This is a genomic window from Shewanella eurypsychrophilus, assembly GCF_007004545.3.
Classification (GTDB): domain Bacteria; phylum Pseudomonadota; class Gammaproteobacteria; order Enterobacterales; family Shewanellaceae; genus Shewanella; species Shewanella eurypsychrophilus.
The window spans coordinates 542,892-566,481 of sequence record NZ_CP045503.2 but is presented as its reverse complement, the minus strand read 5'-3'; the positions used below and the strand labels follow the sequence as shown (position 1 = coordinate 566,481).

General features: G+C 45.0%; 17 protein-coding genes. 10 read left to right on the top strand and 7 right to left on the bottom strand.

What is annotated here, in order from left to right; all coding sequences use genetic code 11:
* Nucleotides 1–38 precede the first annotated feature (38 nt).
* Nucleotides 39–2,051 carry a DNA helicase Rep gene (gene rep, locus FM038_RS02380; RefSeq protein WP_142871783.1) on the bottom strand — a complete coding sequence of 671 codons (2,013 nt, stop codon included), beginning with the start codon at nt 2,049–2,051 and terminating at the stop codon, nt 39–41.
* 283 nt (nt 2,052–2,334) lie between these two features.
* Here rep and FM038_RS02375 point away from each other — a divergent pair, with 283 nt between their 5' ends.
* The 4 genes from FM038_RS02375 to ubiK all read left to right on the top strand — a co-directional run bounded on the left by FM038_RS02375 (nt 2,335) and on the right by ubiK (nt 7,827).
* Entirely contained in the window at nt 2,335–2,949 is a 615-nt protein-coding gene (locus FM038_RS02375) for a TetR/AcrR family transcriptional regulator (RefSeq protein ID WP_142871782.1), read from the top strand.
* A gap of 174 nt (nt 2,950–3,123) precedes the next feature.
* A complete protein-coding gene (locus tag FM038_RS02370) occupies nt 3,124–4,242 on the top strand; it encodes an efflux RND transporter periplasmic adaptor subunit (protein ID WP_142871781.1) in 1,119 nt (372 codons plus the stop codon).
* Between the two features lie 12 nt (nt 4,243–4,254).
* Nucleotides 4,255–7,332 carry a multidrug efflux RND transporter permease subunit gene (locus FM038_RS02365; protein ID WP_142871780.1) on the top strand — a complete coding sequence of 1,026 codons (3,078 nt, stop codon included), beginning with the start codon at nt 4,255–4,257 and terminating at the stop codon, nt 7,330–7,332.
* Nucleotides 7,333–7,572: 240 nt separating this feature from the next.
* Entirely contained in the window at nt 7,573–7,827 is a 255-nt protein-coding gene (ubiK, locus tag FM038_RS02360) for a ubiquinone biosynthesis accessory factor UbiK (RefSeq protein ID WP_142871779.1), read from the top strand.
* 85 nt (nt 7,828–7,912) lie between these two features.
* Here ubiK and FM038_RS02355 read toward each other — a convergent pair whose 3' ends face one another.
* The gene (locus FM038_RS02355; RefSeq protein WP_142871778.1) at nt 7,913–8,758 is read right to left on the bottom strand and encodes a DUF417 family protein; all 846 of its coding nucleotides are present in this window, start codon (nt 8,756–8,758) and stop codon (nt 7,913–7,915) included.
* 205 nt (nt 8,759–8,963) lie between these two features.
* Between FM038_RS02355 and creD the strand changes: the two genes are divergently transcribed.
* From creD to FM038_RS02335, 4 genes are all read left to right on the top strand, one after another.
* Entirely contained in the window at nt 8,964–10,325 is a 1,362-nt protein-coding gene (gene creD / locus FM038_RS02350) for a cell envelope integrity protein CreD (RefSeq protein ID WP_142871777.1), read from the top strand.
* An 88-nt stretch (nt 10,326–10,413) separates the two neighbouring features.
* Complete coding sequence (locus FM038_RS02345) at nt 10,414–11,217, top strand: phosphatase PAP2 family protein (RefSeq protein WP_336512790.1); 804 nt, start codon at nt 10,414–10,416, stop codon at nt 11,215–11,217.
* Nucleotides 11,218–11,327: 110 nt separating this feature from the next.
* Nucleotides 11,328–11,804, top strand: a complete 477-nt coding sequence (locus tag FM038_RS02340) for an Lrp/AsnC family transcriptional regulator (RefSeq protein WP_142871776.1) — start codon at nt 11,328–11,330, stop codon at nt 11,802–11,804.
* Between the two features lie 289 nt (nt 11,805–12,093).
* Nucleotides 12,094–13,452, top strand: coding sequence for a sodium-dependent transporter (locus FM038_RS02335; protein WP_142871775.1), 1,359 nt, complete (start codon nt 12,094–12,096; stop codon nt 13,450–13,452).
* Between the two features lie 165 nt (nt 13,453–13,617).
* Here FM038_RS02335 and FM038_RS02330 read toward each other — a convergent pair whose 3' ends face one another.
* A complete protein-coding gene (locus FM038_RS02330) occupies nt 13,618–14,244 on the bottom strand; it encodes a hypothetical protein (protein WP_142871774.1) in 627 nt (208 codons plus the stop codon).
* Nucleotides 14,245–14,528: 284 nt separating this feature from the next.
* Nucleotides 14,529–15,137: a TetR/AcrR family transcriptional regulator gene (locus FM038_RS02325; RefSeq protein ID WP_142871773.1), complete on the bottom strand. Its 609-nt coding sequence runs from the start codon at nt 15,135–15,137 to the stop codon at nt 14,529–14,531.
* Between the two features lie 118 nt (nt 15,138–15,255).
* Between FM038_RS02325 and FM038_RS02320 the strand changes: the two genes are divergently transcribed.
* Nucleotides 15,256–16,368: an MBL fold metallo-hydrolase gene (locus FM038_RS02320; RefSeq protein WP_142871772.1), complete on the top strand. Its 1,113-nt coding sequence runs from the start codon at nt 15,256–15,258 to the stop codon at nt 16,366–16,368.
* A gap of 137 nt (nt 16,369–16,505) precedes the next feature.
* Nucleotides 16,506–18,500 carry a TonB-dependent copper receptor gene (locus FM038_RS02315; protein WP_223292984.1) on the top strand — a complete coding sequence of 665 codons (1,995 nt, stop codon included), beginning with the start codon at nt 16,506–16,508 and terminating at the stop codon, nt 18,498–18,500.
* A gap of 105 nt (nt 18,501–18,605) precedes the next feature.
* Here FM038_RS02315 and FM038_RS02310 read toward each other — a convergent pair whose 3' ends face one another.
* From FM038_RS02310 to ilvD, 3 genes are all read right to left on the bottom strand, one after another.
* Entirely contained in the window at nt 18,606–19,748 is a 1,143-nt protein-coding gene (locus FM038_RS02310; RefSeq protein ID WP_142872894.1) for a pyridoxal-phosphate-dependent aminotransferase family protein, read from the bottom strand.
* Between the two features lie 266 nt (nt 19,749–20,014).
* Nucleotides 20,015–21,589, bottom strand: coding sequence for a threonine ammonia-lyase, biosynthetic (gene ilvA, locus FM038_RS02305; RefSeq protein ID WP_142871771.1), 1,575 nt, complete (start codon nt 21,587–21,589; stop codon nt 20,015–20,017).
* A 1-nt stretch (nt 21,590) separates the two neighbouring features.
* Nucleotides 21,591–23,441 (bottom strand): dihydroxy-acid dehydratase, encoded by a 1,851-nt coding sequence (ilvD, locus tag FM038_RS02300; RefSeq protein WP_142871770.1) that lies wholly within the window; start codon nt 23,439–23,441, stop codon nt 21,591–21,593.
* Nucleotides 23,442–23,590: the final 149 nt, after the last annotated feature.

The following is a 23,590-nucleotide window of genomic DNA, read 5'->3' as shown; positions in this document are numbered from 1 at the left end:
TATCGTTTACCTTGGTTAAGCACCAAACATTAAACACATTACTTTTTAAACATATCTCTTAAGTTTGCAATATTAGATTTGCCGGAATCGGCCCTTTGCTGTTCACTTTGGACTTGCTTACGATTCTCCCAAATAAGATCATCTTGTGGCAACTCCAGTAAGAAGCGACTAGGCTCACAGCGCATGGTTTCACCAAACTGACGACGCTCGCGGCATAATACAAACCAGAGCTCTTTTTGAGCGCGAGTGATCCCGACATAAGCAAGGCGGCGCTCCTCTTCGACATTACCTTCATCTATGCTGCTTTGATGTGGCAAAATCCGCTCTTCGGTGCCAACCATAAATACATAGGGAAACTCTAGCCCCTTAGAAGCGTGCAACGTCATCAATTGAACTTGATCACCACCTTCATCTTCACTGTTACGCTCCATCATATCTCTTAGCGTCAGACGAGTAACGACCTCAGGTAAGGTCATCCCTTCATCCAGCTCATCTCCTTCTAACATCTCTGTTACCCAGCGATAGAGTTCAGAGATATTCTTCATTCTCATCTCAGCAGCTTTTGCACTGGTACTGGTTTCGTACAGGTAATCTTCGTAGTTAATATTTCGAATCAGGTGTTTAATCGCGTCAATAGGCTCACCGCGCTTCACCGTTTCACCCGTATCAACAATAAACTTACCAAATTTATATAAAGAAGCCATTGCTGCAGGAGGAAGATAATGATTCAACTCAGAGTCAAAGCTCGCCTCGAACATAGAAATATGGCGTTCATTAGCGAAGGTACCTAAACGCTCTAAAGTAGAGGGGCCTATGCCTCGCTTTGGTAAGTTAACTACGCGTAGAAAGGCATTATCATCATCAGGGTTAACCACTAATCTCAGATAAGCCATGATATCTTTGATTTCGGCCCGACCAAAAAATGAGGTACCACCACTAATCTTGTAAGGAATACGGTTAGTCATCAAGGCTCTTTCAAACAAACGTGACTGGTGGTTGCCCCTATATAGAATGGCATAGTCACCGTATTGTGTTTTACCCATAAACTTATGACGGATCATCTCAGCAATGACTCGCTCAGCTTCCTGCTCTTCATTAGCAGCAATGAGTACACGAAGTGGCTCACCGTAGGCAAGCTCACTAAATAGCGCCTTATCGTAAACGTGCGGGTTATTAGCAATAAGAATGTTAGCCGCTCTTAAAATTCGTTGGCTGGAACGATAGTTTTGTTCAAGCTTAATCAATCTAAGGGCTGGAAAATCCTTCCCCAGCAATACTAAGTTCTGCGGCTTAGCGCCACGCCATGAATAGATAGACTGATCATCATCACCTACCACAGTAAACTTGGCTCTATCACCCACCAGCAACTTAACCATCTCGTATTGACTGGTATTGGTATCCTGATATTCATCCACCAGCATATATTGAATGCGAGTTTGCCAACGCGCTCTCACTTCGGCGTTATGCCTCAGGATAAGCGTGGGTATTAAGATCAAATCATCGAAGTCCAATGCATTGTAGGCCTTCATATGCTGGGCATAGCGTTTATACAGTGCGGCAAAGAGCTGTGACTGCTCATCTTTAGCGATTGTGATCGCCTGCTCAGGGACAATAAGATCGCCCTTCCAATTTGAAATCGCTGTCATCAGGGCTCTGAGTAGATCTTTATCCCCGTCTAATTCATCCTCGGTAAGATCTTTTAGCAATGCCAAGCTGTCTTGATCATCAAATAATGAGAAGCCCGCTTTTAAGCCCACCACTTTATGCTCACGCTTAATAATCTCTAAGCCTAAGGTATGGAATGTTGAAATCCATAGCCCGCGAGCCTCTTTACGCCCCATAGATTGAGCGACACGCTCCTTCATCTCGCGAGCCGCTTTATTGGTAAAAGTCACGGCCGCAATATTCCGAGCTTTATAGCCACACTTCTGCACTAAATGGGCAATCTTATTAATGATCACCCTAGTTTTACCACTACCAGCACCAGCAAGTACTAGGCAGGGTCCAGATACATAGTGTACGGCTTCATCTTGTCCGGGGTTAAGCTTCATGGGTTTACGTTTACCAGCAATCAAGAGTTGTAGATGAAGCGATCATACCAGAAACTGCGACATTTCAATCTCACAAATTAACTATCTTAATTTAGTTTCATCAAGCTAAAAATTAAATAAGATAAAACTTATTTGCAGATCAACTGTCTACCTAGCCGTATACTTAAATGATTAGCCAAACTGAATGTGCAACTATGTAAGTTTATCAATAGTTAATTGCGTAAATAATTTCTGTGGCATAAAATAGTGAATGAACGTTCATTCACTATGGAATTTAAACCTAATGGATAATAAGCGTGAACTTATTTTCAAGGCGACAGAAAAAATAATCGCTAGCAAAGGACTGCAGGGTCTGTCTATGCAACAGATAGCCAATGAAGCAGGTGTTGCAGCAGGGACTATTTATAGATACTTCAAAGATAAAGATGAGTTGATCGGCGAACTGAGAAAAAATGTGCTGCGCGTTGTCGCCAGTCACATTTTAAAAGATAGCGGCGAAGGCACGCTGGAGCAAAGGTTTATACGGGTCTGGTTCAATATCGTTGATTTCGGTCGTCAGCGCACACCGGCAAACCTCAGCTATGAGCAGTATATTCATCTTCCTGGTATTGATTCAGATCCTCATCAGACCTTTGAAAATGCAACCTTTAGTGAACTACATGTTCTCTTTGAAGAAGGTAAAGATGCAGGTGTGTTTCACTCTTTACAGAACAAGACTCTATTTGCTATTTCGTTAGAGCCCGCGGTCGCCCTAGGACGTAACATTCGACGTGGACAACTCAAATACGATAAAGCTGAACTAGAACTCGCCTGCAGCCTGTGTTGGCAAACGATTAACAAACAAGATAACCAAATTAAACTCTCAAACTTAACTAACAAGGAGCGATCAGGACAATGAATGACTTGAATCAACCTGATACTGCTTATTGTTTTTTCTACCAAATAGAATTATCGCACTCAACTAACAAGGAGCTATCAGGACAATGAATGACTTGAATCAACCTGATACTGCTTATTGTTTTTTCTACCAAACAGAATTATCAAACTTAACTAACAAGGAGCGATCAGGACAATGAAAAAGTGGACCCTGGTTATGCTAATCATCGCACTACTCACCTTTGGCTCAGTAATCGGCTTTAACTTAATGGTTAAAGGCAAAATTGCCGATGCCATAGCCAATATGCCTGAACCTATTTCACCCGTTACTGCGATGATAGTAACCCCCGAGAAGTGGCAACCAACCATAAACGCCATTGGTTTCGTCGAGCCGAACCAAGGCCTGACCATAGCTAATGAGCTATCCGGTGTCGTCTCAGAAATTAATTTCGAAAACGGCAGTGAGGTAAAGGTTGACCAAAGCTTAGTTGTACTCGACTCCGCAGTAGAAAAAGCCAACCTTAAGAGCAAGATGGTTCAGCTTCCGGCTGCAGAGGCCGACTATAAACGACTACTACGTCTGTATAAGCAAAAGTCGGTATCTAAGCAAGATCTAGATAATAGTGAGGCAAAGTACCTTGTACTCAAGGCAGATATCGAGAGCCTAAATGCAACGATAGAGCGCAGACAAATCGATGCGCCATTTGGCGGCCTTATCGGGATCCGCAGCGTTAATCTAGGCGAATATCTGCAGGCGGGTACCGATATTGTTCGACTCGAAGATATCAGCTCGATGAAGATCCGCTTCACCGTACCTCAGAATCAATTGCCAAGTATCTCGAAAGGACAAACGATTCATGTCTATGTCGATGCCTACCCAGAGCATCCTTTCGAAGGCAAGATATCGGCTATCGAACCAGCCGTTTTCTATCAAAGTGGTTTGATCCAGATCCAGGCAAAAATACCGAATATAGATGCAAAGCTGCGTAGTGGCATGTTTGCCCGTGTCGCCATTCTACTGCCAGAGCTGACCGATCAGTTTGTACTCCCTCAAACAGCTATTAACTTCACGCTATATGGTAACTCTATCTATTTAATCAATGATATAGAAGAAGATGGTGAGACTGTTAAGCGCGTCAAGCAGATCAATGTTGAAGTGATAGAGCGTAATGGTAACAATGCACTCGTCAGTGGAGACCTGAAAGCCAATGATTTAATTGTAACATCAGGTCAAATCAGGCTGAATAACGACAGCAAAGTCAAAGTGACAGAGGATGATTCTTTGACTCCTCCTGCCACTATGCCACAACTGTAATAGGAGCTGGCAATGCGCTTTACTGATATTTTCATTCGTAGGCCGGTACTCGCCGCCTCGATAAGCTTACTCCTGCTGCTATTAGGATTTTACTCCCTTAACAGTATGCAGGTTCGTGAATACCCTGAAATGACCAATACTGTGGTCACGGTATCCACCAGCTACTATGGTGCCGATGCAAACCTGATCCAAGGCTTTATTACTCAGCCATTGGAACAAGCCCTTGCTCAAGCCGACAATGTCGACTTCATGACCTCAAACAGCTCTCTTGGTACCTCCAAGATCACTGTGTACATGAAACTCAACACAGATCCTAATGGTGCCTTAGCCGATATTCTGGCCAAGGTTAACTCGGTGAGATCTCAGCTTCCTAAAGAGGCTGAAGACTCCACCGTGGATATGTCGACGGGTTCACAGACCTCCGTCCTGTATATCTCCTTCTACAGCGATCAGATTAACTCTAGTCAGATAACGGATTATCTCGAACGTGTCGTTAAGCCTGAGCTATTTACCATAGATGGAGTGGCTAAAGTTAACCTCTATGGCGGTATCAAGTACGCCATGAGAATATGGCTAGACCCAGCTCGTATGGGGGCCTTTAACCTATCGTCATCTGAAGTTATGCAGGTGCTACAAGCCAACAACTATCAATCTGCTGTAGGTCAGGCGAACGGGGTATTTACCCTATTTAACGGCACTGCTGATACTCAGGTTGCTACGGTAGATGAGCTCAAAAATCTAGTTATCACCAGCAAAGAAGGCTTAATCGTCCGTCTGAGTGATATTGCCGACGTCAGTCTTGAAAAGAGTCATGATGTTTATCGCGCCTTAGCCGATGGACAAGAAGCCGTCGTTGTCGCACTGGATGTCACTCCCACAGCTAACCCACTAGTCGTCGCTGCCGATGCACGCGCTCTAATGCCAGATATTGAGCGTAACCTGCCTGTCTCGATGAAGGTGCGCATCTTGTATGATTCCTCTCTTGCCATCGATGAGTCTATCAACGAAGTGATCAAGACTATTGGTGAAGCCTCGCTTATCGTTATCGTGGTAATCACCCTTTTCTTAGGCTCACTTCGCGCCGTTATTATCCCGATCGTGACCATTCCTCTGTCACTGATCGGTGTCGCTGTCATCATGCTGATGTTTGGCTTTACGCTGAACTTGATGACCCTACTCGCTATGGTATTGGCCATCGGCTTAGTGGTGGATGACGCCATCGTGGTCGTGGAAAATGTCGACAGGCATATCAAACTTGGTGAAACACCATTTAGAGCCGCTATTATCGGTACTCGAGAAATTGCACTGCCTGTGATTTCCATGACTATCACCTTAGCAGCCGTTTATGCACCTATCGCCCTAATGGGTGGGATAACAGGCTCTTTGTTTAAAGAGTTTGCCCTGACCTTAGCCGGTGCGGTATTCATCTCGGGGATCGTGGCACTGACACTATCACCTATGATGTGCGCCAAGATCCTCAAACCTCACACGGCACCTAATCGTTTCGAGCGTGGAGTCGAGGGCTTCCTTGAAGCTATGACTAAGCGTTATCAGCGTATGCTTAATGCCGTGATGGAAAAACGCCCAGTGGTTGTCGGCTTCGCGGTTATCGTGTTCGCCTCACTACCTGTGATGTTTTACTTTATCCCGTCAGAGCTCGCACCTAACGAAGATAAAAGTGTCGTCATGATGATGGGCACCGCCCCGTCTACAGCAAACTTAGACTATATCCAAGCGACGATGACACAGGTGACTAACATCATTACGGAGCACCCGGATAGTGCGGCGTCATTGGCTTTTGTTGGTGTGCCTAACTCAAACCAAGCCTTTGGTCTAGCACCATTAGTGCCCTGGAGTGAGCGTGATAAATCTCAAAAAGAGATACAAAAGATACTAGGAAAACAAGTTAAGGAAGTTCCGGGAATGGCGGTCGCCACCTTCCAGATGCCTGAACTGCCTGGTGCATCCAGCGGCCTACCTATCCAGTTTGTTATCACGACCTCAAATTCATTTGAGAGTCTGTTCCAAATTGGCAGTGGTGTGCTTGATAAGGTGCAAAAAAGTCCTTTATTTGTCTACTCTAAAATAGACTTGAAGTTCGATTCAGGCACCATGAAGCTGCATATCAAGCGTGATTTGGCCGGCACCTATGGCATCACCATGCAAGATATTGGTATCACGCTGACAACCATGATGAGTGATGGCTACGTTAACAGGATTAATCTCGACGGCCGTTCATATGAGGTGATACCTCAGGTTGAGCGTCAATACCGTGCTAATCCTGAATCACTCAATGGATATTATATGAAGGCTGCTGATGGCCGTTCGATTCCTCTGTCGAGTCTAGTGGATATTGAGATGATATCTGAGCCAAGATCCTTGCCACACTTTAACCAGATGAATTCTCTGACGGTGAGCGGTGTTGCTACGCCCGGAGTGGCTATGGGTGATGTTATTGCCTTCTTGAAAAATATCGGTGATACCGATCTTCCTAAAGGCTACAGCTATGACTTCCTAGGCGAATCTCGACAATTCGTCACCGAAGGCTCGGCGCTATTTGCTACCTTTGGCTTGGCCTTGGCAATCATCTTTCTCGTTTTGGCTAGTCAGTTCGAGAGTGTCCGTGACCCTCTGGTTATCTTGGTCTCTGTGCCACTTGCCATCAGTGGTGCACTCATCGCCCTCGGCTGGACCCATGTCTTTGGTCTATCGTCGATGAACATCTATACCCAAGTGGGTCTGATAACCTTAGTCGGTTTGATCACTAAGCACGGTATCTTGATGTGTGAAGTCGCTAAGGAAGAGCAACTACATAACGGCCTTAGCAAGATGGAAGCGATTAAACTTGCCGCAACCGTTCGTCTACGCCCAATTCTGATGACGACAGCAGCGATGATAGCAGGTCTAATCCCGCTGTTATTTGCTGTCGGTGCCGGAGCCGTGGCACGCTTTAACATAGGTTTAGTGATTGTATCGGGTCTTGCCATAGGCACCCTGTTCACTCTGTTTGTTCTGCCAGTTATCTACACCTACCTTGCAGAGAGACACGAGCCGCTACCCGTGTTTGACGAAGGCTTACCTAAGAGTTAAATGTGTTATAAAGCTAGGTGCTAGGTTCTAGGTTCTAGGTTCTAGGTTCTAGGTTCTAGGTTCTAAAGCCTAAGTGAGGCCTGAATAATATTTCTATTATTCAGGCCTTTTATTTGCACTAAATTTAATTACTCAATTTTTGTGAGTAATCTTTTTCCAATAGCCAGTGTGCTCAGGTACAATTCAGCTTATATTAAAAGCATTAGAACTAATTGCATTAGCTAACGGCGGACACTTAACATGATCAATCCAAAAAAAATTGAAGAAGTTGCTAAGCAGCTTAGCGAGAGCCTGCCAAGCGGCCTGAAACAATTCGCTGGCGAGTTTGAAGACAAGAGTAAACAGATCCTTCAAAACCAACTAATGAAGTTAGACGTGGTCTCTCATGAAGAGTTTGAAGTGCAGCAGCATGTTTTACTCAAGACCCGCGAAAAACTCGAAGCCCTACAGGCACAAGTTGATGCATTAGAAAAAAGATTAAACGACAGCGAATAGGTCCTTAGCGCCTATTTACAGTCAATAAAAAGGAGCGCCACTCACCTTAAGTGAATGGCGCTCCTTTTTTATTTTCTAATACTCCTTATGATTGAGCATCTGGCCTTGTGCTCGCACTATATAACAAGATGCAGCCCGCTAATAAAACCAGATCTTTCACGATAAATTGGCCACTCCCCGTCAGCAAAGGAAGTCCATGACTCAGCTCATAAGCTGGTAGGCTGATGATAAAGGTCTGAGTTGCCAAAAAGGTCAGTGCACCCATCGCTAAACCCACACTTTTTGCACTGTGATACTTCAGACCAAGGACTAAACCTAATACGGCAATCAACTCTATGACACCAATAAAATATGAGCCATGAAGTACACTAAATAATTGGTATATCCAGCTAAAGAACGGGCTCGTCGCCATAAGACGCTCAATGCCATCGGCTTCAATTTGGGTAAACTTCATGCCGCCAATCCATAGCATGACTAGCACAATACCAGCCCATATCAGCTTGAGAGATAAACGCTTTAGCTGCTGAGCCCCTGCATAATGTGAGGCGATATACCCACTCACCCCCGCAATGGCTAAATATTTAATCAGTCCCTGACCAGCGCCAATTGCTGGAAAACCGCCTAGGCTATCAATCCACACAGGATGAGTCAGCAGCATCAATATAGGTATCAAAGCCAGTAACGAATAACTATAGAGCAGATACTGACTCAATTTTTGTTTCGGAAAGATTAATGCTATGACCACAGTTAACTGTACGGCACCTAACAAGGCTGACAGCCAGGCAATTGCAGGTAACCCTACCGCAGTTAGCTGTTTGGCAAAATAATCACTATCAACCGATGTAAATCGGCTCATTGCCGTTGTCAGCAAAAATAGACTCAGTAGCACTCTCGATACCATTAGGGCGTGTGTTGAATTCATCTTAAACATGTTTTTCTCCAAGTAAGCTGCCCCAATAGACCTCTTAACCAGAATAACTATTTCATCGAAAATGAATAAAAGTACATCAGTCACACTAAGCGACTCAATTCCTCACTAGATTGCCCTTTTATCGCCACTATTGATCACAGCTTAGCCCCCATATGCATGCTGAGATTTGTTCCAATGGTGTCTATCATCATTAGAGGGAATTTTCATGTTTGATCTTTTTACTTCAGCCAAAACTAACCTTACTCATAAAATACTGATCGTTGCAGGCCTCTCTTTACTCTCTCTCATCCCATTAGGCTTAGTGATGGATATGGCGTGGGAAAGAGAAGCCTTATACCATGATGTAGTTGCTGAGATAGGACAATCTTGGGGAGATAAGCAGGAGATTTCAGGACCTGCTCTAGTAGTACCCTATACCTACCAAGTCATTCAGGAAGCTGTTAGCGACGAGGGGAAAGTAAGAAAATTTACCAGTACCTATCAAAATGAGTTGGTTATTTTACCCAAGCTGCTAGAACTGAATATCGAGCTTAAACATGACTTCAGAAGCAGAGGAATCTTTCAGTCTTTGGTCTACAATGCGCAGCTCAATGGCACAGCAAATTTCGAACTCACTCAGATCAATATCCCCAATCTCATCAAACTCAATCTTGAAAACGCCCGCATGGTCTTCGGCATCTCAGCCAATCAGGCCATCGATAAGATTAATAACTTTGAGCTAAGAGATGAACAGTCAAAGGTCATCACCACTCAGTCCAGCATCATGTCTGGTACAGGACTCGCTAATCAAATAGGGTTAGAGCGAGGCTTCCATCAGCCGGTGGGCTTAAACCCAAAGCAAACTACAATCTCATTGGGTTTTGACCTAATGCTTAGAGGGTCTCAGTCTATTAGTGCCCTCCCATTGGGAGAACAAACACATATAAAGATCAGTGCAGACTGGCCTCATCCGAGTTTTAATGGACTACTCCCAGCGGATAGAACTATCTCCGAGCAAGGATTCAAAGCTAACTGGAATATCAGTCACCTTAGTCGCAACTTCCCGCAGGTATTTAGTAAGGATCAGCAGATTAATTTACGGGAAATTAACGCCAATACTATCTTATTCGAACCTGTGACTCATTATGGAAAGATAGAACGTTCAGTAAAATATGGCCTGCTGTTTATTGTATTAAGTTTTATCATCTTGCTAATATTTGAGCTTAGTCAAAACAGCAAGTTGAGTCTAATTCAATATCTACTTGTGGGAACTGCCATGACTCTGTTCTATCTATTACTTCTGTCACTGTCAGAGCACTTAGCCTTCTCGTTGGCCTACATCATAGCAGCCAGTGTTCCAGTACTATCCGTATCGGCTTATGTCGCCAGTGCTACGGCTAGTCTCAAGCGTGGCGGGATCATGCTAGCCATGCTTATCGGCCTGTATGGTGTACTCTATTCAATTCTAAAATTAGAGGATTACGCCCTCTTGATGGGAACAGGATTGTTAGTGGTCATCATGTTAGTCCTGATGTTTATCACTCGGCGTTCAGGTATCAATGAGTCCGAATCAACAATGACAGATTAACGATATTTAATTCATATTCCCCTCTAATAGGCTAGCTTGCTAATAACTGACAAGTTAGCCTAGGCTCTTTTACTCTGAGGCTATTCCTTTGAAGCATCTCTCCTCTCTTATGCCATCCGTGATATTTCCATTAATGCTTGGCTGGTTAATATTACTCATCATTCCCGGCATACTATTTGTCTCAGATGCCTCATTATTTCCCTGGCTATCTCTCGATTCCACCACTGCTGAAGCTCTGTTTTGGATCACCTCTACCGGAACAGCCCCCTATGGTGTAGCAAGCGTACTGTTAATCTTACTGCTTAGTTATCGAAGACTGGAACGCGCACGATTTTTTAGCTTGTTTCTCGCTATCTCGCTAAGCATGTGCACCACTTTAGGTCTCAATCATTATCTAAAACCTTTCTTCAATGAGGCTCGCCCCAACGCTGTCTGGCTAGATCAGCATTACCTACTTAATACAGACAGCTTTTACACGCTTTCCAAAGCCGAACGCAAAGAACTCATGATGACAGCAGTTAATCAGATAGAATTTGCAGATACAGAGCTGACACTAGCACCACTTGTGAAACAACACTGGCAGCATGAAATAGGCTTCGCCTTCCCATCCGGTCATACTCTTTTTGCAATCACCTTAACTATGGTCGCCAGCTATTACCTCCTCATAGCTGGCAATATATGGATCCCCAGCCTGCTCTTTGGCTGGAGTATTGCCATGGGGTTCAGCCGTATGCTACTCGGGATGCATTGGACACAAGATGTGCTCGCCTCCACCTTTTTAGGCGGAATAATAGGACTGGTAAGCTTGCTTGTCATACATAAGATCTTCCCCTATATCGGGTCTATGGCCAATAAACTGCTGACACTCTGGAAACCAATCAAACCGTCATAAATATCAAGCCAAAGAGATGAAATACTCTCTTTGACTAACCTCAAGCATCAAGAATGCTTTATTATGAGTGTCTAACAAATTTTTCTTTCTAAGACACCAATGAGAACCCTATGGCAGAGCTGCAATTAGACAAAATAGATCTGGCGATTCTGCGACTGATGCAAAGTCATGGCAAGCTGTCTAATCAGGAGTTAGCCGAAAAAGTAGGGCTCTCCGCTTCGCCTTGCTCTCGCCGAGTTAAGGCTTTGGAAGAGTCTGGGGTTATCTCAGGTTACGCCACCCTACTCTCGGCCGAACACTTCCAGCTTTCACTGACAGCCTACGTGCAAGTCAGATTAGAAAAGCATGCTAAGGAGATCCTAGAGTCATTTGAAGCAACTGTGAGTAATTATGACGAGGTGCAGGAATGCTGCTTACTTACTGGTAGCGACGCCGATTACCAGCTAAAAGTCTTGGTCGCCGATATGGCTCAATTCAAACTCTTTCTACTCGATAAACTCACCACTCACCCTCATATCGCAGGGATCCATTCAAGCTTCGTGCTAAAACAGGTCAAGAGCCAAACCAGCATTCCTCTGCCAAGTTAATATCAAGTGATATACAGCTAGAGAAAATACCGACTCCGATTACTTTTTATCTATTCGATCGCAAAAAGAGTAAAAAACTAATACGCAATAATCTTGCGCTATCTTTAACCTTGAAAAACAATCCGCAAGATAGTCTCGCCAATAACCAAAATCAAAAGAATAAATATCATCAAATCCAATCTTTCCGTGATAAAGCACTCGCATACTGCTTAGTTAAAGCGATAAAACACCATTGACCAGCTAAAATAAAGGACTATGATGCGCCCTCATTAAAAAATGAGAGATAAGTATGAGTTCAGTAAGTTCTAACCATTTCAGCTCAAGAATTGGCTTCATCATGGCAGCTGCAGGCTCAGCCGTCGGCGTCGGTAATATCTGGGGCTTCCCTACCCAAGCAGCAAACCATGGCGGTGGCGCTTTCTTGCTGGTTTACTTGGTACTGATCGTTATTCTTGGTTACCCCATGCTTGTCGCCGAGCTGATGATTGGTAGACATGGTCAGACAAACCCCGCCGATGCAATGAGCAAGCTAGGGTCAAATCCTTTGAGTCGCGGCATAGGTAAATTTATCGGTTTTGCTTCAATCTTAACAGCCACCTTAATTTGTACTTTTTACACCATACTTTCAGGCTGGTTCGTCAGTTTTGCCTTAGCACCACTCGCCGAAATGTTCGGTTTTTCAGATATTTCATCTTGGTTAATGGATTTTTCTTTATCCCGAAACTTGGTGTTCACTACTCTGTTTATCTTGATGGTTATCTGGGTTATTCGCCAAGGTGTACAGCAAGGCATAGAACGCTGGTCAAAACGCTTAATGCCATTACTGCTCAGTATATTAGTCTTAGGGGTGATCTATATCTTAACTCTGCCAGGCGCGATGGAAGGACTGGAAGTCTTGCTTATCCCTGACTTTTCCCGAGTATGGGATGCCGATGTGTTAGTAGGTGCTTTAGGTCAGACCTTCTTCTCATTGACCATAGGTACCGGTGCCATGATGGTCTACGGCGCTTACTTAAGCCAAAAAGAGCACATAGGTAAGTTGACTGCTTACGTCACGCTTACAGACACCAGCGTGGCATTTCTTGCCGCTATGATGATCATACCGGCCATGTATGTCGCTCAACATAATGGTGTACAGATCTTCAGTGAAGATGGCAGCTTATTAAACTCAGACACCTTGGTCTTTACCGTACTTCCCGCTTTGTTTGATACGTTAGGTGGGAGCCTGCAATATATATTAGCCTTCATTTTCTTCGTGCTAATGACCATAGCAGGCCTCACCTCGGCTATCTCTATTGTTGAAGTGCCCACCAGCTACTTGGTAGAGAAGAAACAGATCGGACGTAATAAGGCCACTTACCTGGTCGGCGGATTAATCATTATAATGTCGCTCACAGTCGTCTTAAACTTCGAACAGCTATTTAGCTTTATGATCACTGTGACAACAGAAAGAGCTCAGCCTTTAATTGCCTTAGGTATTGCTATCTATCTTGGCTGGGTATGGCAGAGAAACGATCTTATTAAAGAGATCCAAGCTCAGGAAGGAGCCGACTGTAGTAGTCTATTCTGGCGGATTTGGCCTGTGTATGTGAAATATGTCTGTCCACTGCTCATCATCCTGATCATAGTGCAGCTATTTAATAAATAAATTAGCCAAACGACTCTCCCTATTGGGTTATGGAGAGTCGTCAATCATTAATACCAACCCGCATAAATACTTGATCATTCTTACTGGTTAAAACCACTTACTTATCCAGATTGGTATAAGCAGTCTAATTAACACCAGTGATAGCGATGTAAACTATGCCTGCAGTCATTTCAGCTTAACTTCAATCTTAAATATGCCTATCATATGCCATCGTTTCAATGTGGGTTTATCTGTTATTCCATGTTGTTTACGTGCATATTGCACCGATGCGTTTAACTCTTGAATTTCATGGCAAGAAACACATTGCTTTGTGGTAGCAATGTCTGACGAGATATAAGTAAGGTAATCGACTCCCTCCTTGTTACTGATATACAAATATGGCTCCCAGTTCATCCCCTCAACATTCGTTGCTGCATTTTGCTGCTGCAGTAAAAAGTCCCACGCGGCCTTCTCTTTATCATCAACGAGCCTGCCCTCTTCACTCACAAAATATTTGCTCTTCAGGTGAATAATCACCTCATCCTTAGACTCGTGGATCATATCTTGCGCAATGCCCTTAATCAGCTGGGCAGGCAAGGGGGCAAAACCTCTTTGGTGTTTGTACTCCTTAATTGAGCCTGTGCCATCTTTGAATAATTTATTGGTGACTTCCATGGTATAAATCTTTCTCGTCGACACGAGTAAGTCTTTCACTGAGCTTGCTATCCTGACCTCAGGTAAAGATTCAAGCTCTTGTGAACATAAGGGAAATTGAATAAAAATTAGCAGTAGAAGTATAAGTTTTCGTTCCATGATTTAACCTATATTGTTGATTATGCCCATGAGAGCCCAAATGGCTCATGTGGAAAGCTAATCAATATAGATAGTAGACAAGAACAAACAGGCCTGCGTAACGCTTAGAAAATAAAAAAGATAAAATACCTAGTAAGCCAGATTGGCTTATAGGAACTGCTTGATAGCTAGCAAGACTTAACCAGAAGATAGGTGTGACTAGATATAACCTTATTCACTGCTATTAATAATGGGTCACACACCCATTATTAATAGGGGTTTCATCCAGCATGAATGAACGATTTTTAGGTGTACTGCTTCAACACCATCTGTACTGCAGTTTCCTTAATCCTAGCGATTTCGTCATCAGCTGGAAATTTAGCGCCTTGAATAAGTTGAGGCCAGAAACAAAATGCTTTAATCACAGCCATAAATTGAGTGACTACAATTTCAGGGTGCTCAGTCTTCAAGACACCCGCATCGTAGGCAGCATAAAACCAACTTGTCAGTGGAGATTCTTTATCACTAAACTCTAGCATCGCTTCTTGAATCAGGTCTGGAGAGTGAATCGCCTCGGCGATGATCACCCTAGCCATAGGGAGAAATGCTTCGGATCGCAGATGTGAGATCTCCTGCTCAGCGACCAAGCTTAACTGTAGCTCTAATGATGTCTCTTCTGAAAACGGCACATGCTCAAAAGTACAAAGCAGCGACATCATCTCAACCATAATGGCACTAAATAACGCATCCTTATTCGCAAAGTGATTATAAACCGTACGCTTTGAAACCTCCGCCCGCTTAGCAATATCATCCATACTCGTGGCCTTAAACCCCTTTGCCTCAAACTCAGCCATAGCTGCTTCAATAATAGCTTTTCGCTTAAATTCACTACGAGATAATTTTTTTTCTATCATTTTCAGTTTCTTAGTTTGAGTATCCGTTGTTCGGCTTAGTTATTTTACACTGATCGGTTTACTTTTCAAAATCATTAAGTAAACTACACGGTATAGTTTACTTAATGATTCCATATTTATGAAACTAACAACACTGATTATCGGCTTACTCATCGGAGGCATTATGCTCGCCACTACACAGTCAAACGCAGGTTTAGTCGAAACAACAAAGATTTCTGCCACCCATCACCTGGCAGATGGTGGTTACATTAATACGGCTAAAGACTTCACAGAAGACACTGCGATTCTTCCTCTGTTGCTACGTTATGCAACAGAGAAACGTGTAGACTCACTACCTAAAAATGCAATTCCTGTCATTGAACAAACGGCTAACTCTCTAGAACAACTCCCGCGAGACCAAGATACCGTTATCAGGCTTGGACATTCGAGTATTTTCATCCAGATAGCGGGACAGAGATGGCTTATCGATCCAGTATTCAGCGACAGAGCCTCGCCTTTTAGTTTTGCAGGGCCTAAACGCTTCCACCAAACACCCATTTCACTTAATGAATTGCCTGATATCGATGGGGTGATTATCTCTCATGATCACTATGATCACCTCGACAAACAGACCATCAAGACCTTAGCCGATAAGATCGCCCATTTTGTCGTTCCTCTTGGCGTAGACAATCATCTTGAAAAATGGGGGGTCAGCACGGATAAAATCACCAGCCTAGATTGGTGGCAATCGGTAACAATTGCTGATGTCACCTTGACTGCAACCCCTACTCAACATTTTTCTGGACGTGGACTCTTTGACAAAAACCAGACCCTGTGGGCCTCCTATGTCATAGCCTCGCCAAACAGTAAGCTATATTTCAGTGGCGACTCTGGCTACTTCGATGGCTTTAAAGAGATAGGCGAACGCTTCGGGCCGTTCGATCTCACTATGGTCGAAACTGGTGCCTATGACAAAGATTGGCCGACCATCCATATGACTCCAGAGCAAAGCCTGCAAGCTCATATTGACCTTAAAGGCCGCCAGATGATGCCGATACATAACGGCACTTTCGATCTGGCATTTCATAGTTGGTATGAACCCTTAGAGCGGATCACGGCCTTAGCTGCAACAGCAAATGTTAAACTTGTGACTCCCATAATGGGACAGGTTGTAGCACTTGATACCCAAGTTAAATCTAGTCAGGCTTGGTGGCGAGAGGTGATGCAAACTGAGTTGTTAGCTGCATATTAAATAGACGAAATATCAACGAGGTCAGTGATCTTGGTCACGTCAGCCTGTGACCCTTTGCCGCACCTGCGCACTTACCTCTTGTCGGTGGAAAACAGCAGTGTATAAAGAGCGAAATCATAAAAAAAGATGAGCTCGCCATGATGTTTCTATATAAGAATTTGGCAATTCCAGTTTTAGCCACCACTATTTTTAGTCCATTTTGTTTCGCCCAATCGACACCAGCTAGTGGTGATAATGACAAGCAACCTGCAATTGAGCGCATTCTCGTCACTGGAGAGCAAGTTGAAGACCCGACTAGAGTTTCAAGCGATCCTAAAAAACCCAGGCTGCCACTCCCCGCTTATGATGGCGCAGGCTTTCTCAAAACAATCCCAGGCTTCAGCATAGGTCGTAAAGGTGGCGCAGGCGGAGACCCGACATTAAGAGGCTTGGGCGGCTCCAGACTGAGCATTGTCGATGACGGTCAGCATGTCTATGGTACCTGTGGAGGACGTATGGATCCTCCAACCGCTTATATCTATCCAGAAGCCTACGATAACATCACAGTGATCAAGGGGCCTCAAACCGTAAAATATGGCCCAGTAGGCTCAGCTGGCACAGTCCTGTTTGAAAAAAATCGTCACCGTTTTGAAGAGGCCGATACCGAGGGAAGAGCCAGTATCACAGGGGGCAGCTTCGATAGACAAGATTACCTGGTTGAACTAAAAGCGGGCAATAGCGATCACTATATCGATATGGATATTAACCAATCTAGCAGCGACCACTTCCAAGATGGTGATGGCAACGCAGTGCAGTCAAGTTACGACAGACAGAACTATAATGTTGCGCTAGGTTGGACACCTTCAGATGAGACCGTGGTAGAGCTTGCCTATGGCCGCTCTTCTGGAGAGGCAGAGTATGCTGACCGCGCTAATAAAGCCCGAGAGATCAATAATGAAAACCTCACCTTTTTAGTTCAGAGTGACTTTGATGGTGAACTGTTACAAAGCCTAGAATTTCAAGCTTATAGCAATGAAAATGACCATATTATGGATCAGTTCGATCAAGGCGTTAACTCTGGGAGTAATGTTCGTCGTGCCACGATGGGAGCACACCTTTGGGCTGACTTGAGTTTAAGCGACAGCTTGAATCTCACCTTAGGTGTTGATTACATGGACAGTAAGCACGAGGGACGCAAGATCGACCCCAGTGTAGATAATGGTCTTGATGATCTCCTCTCAAAGCCCTTCAACGATAATATGCACTACCAAAATAGTGGCCTCTTTGTCGAATCAGAGCTACTGCTATCACAGGGTAAGCTGCTTGCAGGTGTGAGATTAGATTATTGGCAAACCGAACTAATGCTTGCCCAAGGCGGCAATAGAACCGATGAGTTATTCAGTGGCTACACTCGCTATGAGCTCTCTTCTGGCAACAGTCAGTACTTTGCAGGAGTGGGTCATGCCCAGCGTATGCCTGATTACTGGGAGATAATGAAAGCCGATGTCGACAATATATCGAATAAAGCGTTCGACCTAGCGCCAGAGAAAACCTCACAGCTCGATATTGGCTGGCTCTATCAAGGTAAAATAGATATCTCAACCTCGCTATTTTATGGGGTGATCAGCGACTATATTCTTATCGATGCTAACAGCAATAAAACGTCAGCCTACAATATTGATGCAACAGTCTATGGCGGGGAGATAGCGGCAACATTCCCTATTAGTGAGCATTGGTCAAGCCAAACCAGTGTTAGCTACAGCCATGGTGATAATGATACTGCTAACACGCCTTTAGGCCAGATCCCGCCACTCGAGGGAAGGCTCACCTTAGATTATCAATACCAGCAATGGAGTGCAGGCTTACTCTGGCGACTTGTCGCGGCTCAAGACAGAGTAGCTATTGGTGAGGGCAATATTTCAGGTCAAGATTTAGCGGCCAGTAGCAGTTTTGGCACGCTCTCAATAAATGCTAGCTGGAAGCATCAAGAGAGCATTCTTGTCAGCCTAGGCGTTGAAAACCTGTTTGATATCACCTACGCAGAACACATCAGTCGCTCAGGTGCCGGTAATGATATTCCAGGTAGCAGCCCGATGTTTCAGGTCAATGAGCCAGGACGCACTGCTTGGGTAAAAATGGATTACACCTTTTAGTGTTTTAACCTCTGATACTTAATTTTTATAAAAACGACTGTGCTTAACGAAAAAGGCCATTCGAAATCGAATGGCCTTCCTATAGTGTATTGACGAATTAACTGTCTAATTCAGTACTTCTTCCAGCGCCTTTAAACACAAGGCCACATTCTCGCGGCGAGCACCAAAGCCCATCAAGCCAATACGCCATGCCTTACCCGCTAATGCACCAAGACCGGCACCGATTTCAAGGTTATAGTTTTCTAAAAGCAAGTTGCGCACCGCTACATCATCTATCCCTGCTGGAATAAAAACTGCGTTGAGCTGTGGCAAACGTGAAGCCTCATCGACAACAAACTTTAGCCCTAAACCTTCTAAGCCTTGGCGTAATATCTGATGCATATCTGCATGTCGCTGCCACGCCGCCTCTAAGCCTTCATTGGCCAGTATTCGTAAAGATTCATGTAGCGCATAAAGCGCATTGACTGGCGCTGTATGGTGATAACTGCGCTTGGCACTGTTATCAGCCGTACCGCTCCAATAACCCATTACCAATGTCTGATCTAAAAACCAGCTTTGTACCTGAGTGGTTCTGGCTTTAATCTTTGCCACTGCAGCAGGTGAAAACGACACAGGTGACAAGCCAGGCACACAAGATAGACATTTCTGACTACCAGCGTAAATAGCATCTATGCCCCACTCATCGACCCTAAGTTCGACGCCACCCACTGATGTCACGGCATCGACGATCGATAAGCAATCATATTGTTTTGCCAGTGCACATAAACGCTTAGCATCTGAAAGTGCGCCGGTAGAAGTCTCTGCATGAACGAAGGCTAAAAACTTAGCATCTGGATGAGCCTTTAATGCCGCTTCGACATCGCTAGGGCTGACCGCCTCACCCCACTCGTTATCAACCATAACCGCTGTGGCACCAACGCGCTCAACGTTCTGACGCATGCGCTCGCCAAATACGCCATTTCGACAAACAATGACCTTTTCACCAGCTTCAACAAGATTCACAAAACAGGTTTCCATACCGGCACTGCCTGGTGCAGAAACCGCTAAGGTCATCTCATTTTCTGTCTGGAACGCATATTGAATAAGTGATTTAAGCTCATCCATCATACCGACAAATAGTGGGTCTAAGTGGCCAATAGTCGGACGGGATTGTGCGGCGAGCACTTCAGGATACACATCAGAGGGACCTGGTCCCATCAAGGTTCTACGCGGGGGATAAAACGAATCAATCTTAGGTGCTGCTAACATCATATTTCCTCGAAAACTCTAGATTATGTGGTATTAACTATTTGTTCAGCCTAACTATCGCTATAGCTAACTCCCTACGTATTAACAGTATTCGTACTATGTGCCTTTTGGCATCTTGTTTTTACTATCATCTTGATTGCAGTTTAGCGCAAGTGGACTTAAGGCTAACTCATATTCAAACTAGTGTTTGAATATTGACCATATCATAAAAAAGGACGCAAATGCGTCCCTTCTTATAAATGCTTACACCATGAGTCTCACAAGACTTACTCTCTATTATCCAAGAAGAGCTTATAGGCAGGGCTATTAGTCTCCTCCTGATACACAAATCCAAGCTCAGTCAAAAACTGCTGGAAAGCCTCATTATCAGATTCAGGAACCTCAAAACCTGCTAATACCTTACCAAAAGCGGCGCCGTGGTTGCGGTAATGGAACAAACTAATATTCCATTTGCTCTGCAGAGTAGTCAGAAACTTAAATAGCGCGCCTGGATGCTCTGGGAACTCGAAGCTAAGTAACCGCTCATCAAGCTCCTCTGGTGGCAGACCGCCCACCATATAGCGAACATGTAACTTAGCGGTTTCATCATGGGAGAGATCTTGAACTTCAAAACCATCATTCTCCAGCCTAGCGATGATCTCATCGAGCTCACTCTGCCCTTCAGACAAACGGATCCCAGCAAAAACCACCGCTTTATCGCGACTGCTAAATCGATAGTTAAATTCGGTCATCACGCGTTTTTCTAACAGCTCACAAAAACGCAGAAAGATACCAGGACGTTCAGGGACTTTAACCGCCAGAATAGCCTCTTTTTTCTCTCCAAGTTCACAGCGCTCGGAGATATATCTCAGGCTATGAAAGTTAACATTGGCGCCACTGAGAATGGCGGCCACTTTCTCGCCTTGACCGGCATCACCCATATATTTCTTGAGACCGGCAAGTGATAGTGCACCGGCTGGCTCGGCGATGGCGCGAGTATCTTCGAAAATATCTTTAACCGCAGCACAGATCTCATCTGAGCTTACGGTTATCACCCCATCCACATACTGACGAGCGACTTCAAATGGCGCAGCGCCGATCTGCTTAACGGCCACACCATCGGCAAATAAGCCAACTTGAGACAGGACCACACGTTCATCGGCTTGCAGTGCTGCTTTCAAGCAAGCAGAATCTTCCGGCTCTACACCGATGATTTTAACTTGGGGCATAACGGCTTTATAAAATGCGGCAATACCGGCGATCAGGCCACCACCACCAACGGGTACAAAAACAATCTCTAAATCTCTTTGCTGCTGCAGCATCTCTTGAGCGACGGTTCCTTGACCGGCAATCACCGCCTCATCATCAAATGGCGCGACATACACTCGCCCTTCAGTCTCGGCGAGTTTTTGAGCATGAGCATTGGCCTGATCGAATGCCTGACCGTGGAGAACGACTTTACCGCCGAGACGTCTAACCGCATCAACTTTAATCTCTGGTGTGGTTTCTGGCATCACGATAACGGCGCTAATACCACGAGCGACTGCCGACATGGCAACCCCTTGAGCATGATTGCCCGCAGAGGCACATACCACGCCAGATTGACACTCATCGCTAGTCAATTCAGATATTTTATTGTAAGCGCCACGCAGCTTAAAAGAGTGTACTGGCTGCATATCCTCACGCTTAAGAAACACCTGGCAACCTAGACGAGCTGACAATTTATTTAAGCTAGAGAGTGGGGTAACTTTGGCCACATCATAGACAGAAGACAGCAAGGTCTTCTGCAGATAATAGTGAGCCAAATCCACTTGCAAGTTTGTGGTTGAACCTTCTTGTGAGCTTGAAGCAAGAGTCGTCATATTAATCCTCCAGCATGGTTACATCTCGCACAGCACCTTTATCGGCACTGGTTGCAAGAAGTGCATAGGCCTTGAGTGCCAGAGAAACAGAGCGTTCACGATTCACTGGCTTCCACGCTTGCTTACCACGGCCTTCCATTGCAGTGCGACGAGCCGCTAACTCAGTATCGCTGATAGCAAGTTTGATCGAGCGAGCCGGAATATCAATTTCAATTCTGTCACCGGTCTCAACCAGACCTATGGTGCCACCAGCCGCAGCTTCTGGAGAAACATGGCCGATAGACAGGCCTGAAGTACCACCGGAGAAACGACCATCTGTGATAAGGGCACAAGCCTTACCCAGGCCACGTGACTTAAGGTAACTGGTCGGGTAAAGCATCTCCTGCATACCAGGGCCTCCCTTAGGGCCTTCATAGCGAATAACCACCACATCACCGGCTACCACTTCACCATTTAAAATACCTGCAACCGCGTCATCTTGGCTTTCATAAACGCGAGCCGAGCCAATAAAAATATGATTTTCTTCATCGACACCTGCGGTCTTAACAATACAACCATCGAGTGCGATATTACCGGCAAGGACAGCCAAACCACCTTCTTGACTGAAGGCAAACTCACGCTTGCGGATACAACCAGCTTCGCGGTCATCATCTACGCTATCCCAGCGACAAGATTGGCTAAATGCCTTAGTCGTTGGAATGCCGGCAGGGCCCGCTGAGTAAAACTTATGTACGCTTGCATCATCGCTTTGAGCAATGTCCCATTTGGCTAATACGTCTTTTAAACTCTTACCTGCAACATGATATGCGTCGTTATGGAGCAAGCCCGCTCTATCGAGCTCGCCCAAAATCCCCATCACGCCACCGGCACGATGCACGTCTTCCATATGGTATTCTGGTGTCGCTGGGGCTACTTTACACAGATGAGGCACTTTACGTGAAAGTCTGTCGATATCAGCCATGGTGAAATCAACTTCTGCCTCATGAGCCGCGGCTATCAGGTGCAATACCGTGTTACTCGATCCGCCCATGGCGATATCTAAGACCGTGGCATTTTCGAACGCCTTGAAGTTAGCTATGTTACGCGGCAGCGCTGACTCATCGTCATCTCTATAATAACGGGTCGCAAGATCCATGATGCGGCGACCCGCTTCTAAGAAAAGTTCGCGACGATCTGCATGTGTCGCCAGCATTGAACCATTACCAGGCAGAGATAAACCTAAGGCTTCGGTTAAGCAGTTCATCGAGTTGGCGGTAAACATACCGGAGCATGACCCACAAGTAGGGCAAGCACTACGTTCGATTTGTTCACTGTCAGCATCCGATACGCGACTGTCAGCGCCAGCCACCATTGCATCAACTAAGTCGAGCTTGATGATCTTGTCAGAAAGCTTAGTCTTGCCCGCTTCCATTGGGCCACCGGAGACGAAAATTACCGGAATATTTAGACGTAATGCCGCCATCAGCATGCCTGGGGTAATTTTGTCACAGTTGGAGATACACACTAACGCGTCGGCGCAGTGGGCATTAACCATGTACTCGACGCTGTCAGCAATAAGATCACGCGATGGCAAGCTGTACAACATACCGCCATGACCCATGGCAATACCGTCATCTACCGCGATAGTATTAAACTCTTTGGCAATTCCGCCCGCTTCTTCGATAGCACCGGCGACTAATGAGCCCATGTCTTTAAGGTGTACATGGCCGGGAACAAATTGAGTGAAAGAGTTGGAAATCGCAATAATTGGCTTACCAAAATCACCATCTTTAACGCCGGTTGCACGCCATAGGGCGCGAGCTCCGGCCATGTTACGACCTTCGGTACTGGTAGCTGAACGTAATTTTGGCATTGCGATTGTCCTTATTGAGAAGGTACGAGTTCCTAGGATGAAGAAACGACTCAATCTTACCTTCAAATTAATTTTTAAGTCCAAGAGTCAACTCTTAGGCTGCTGTATTTTTTGCTTTCCTAGGACCTAGGTTCTAAAACCTAAAACCT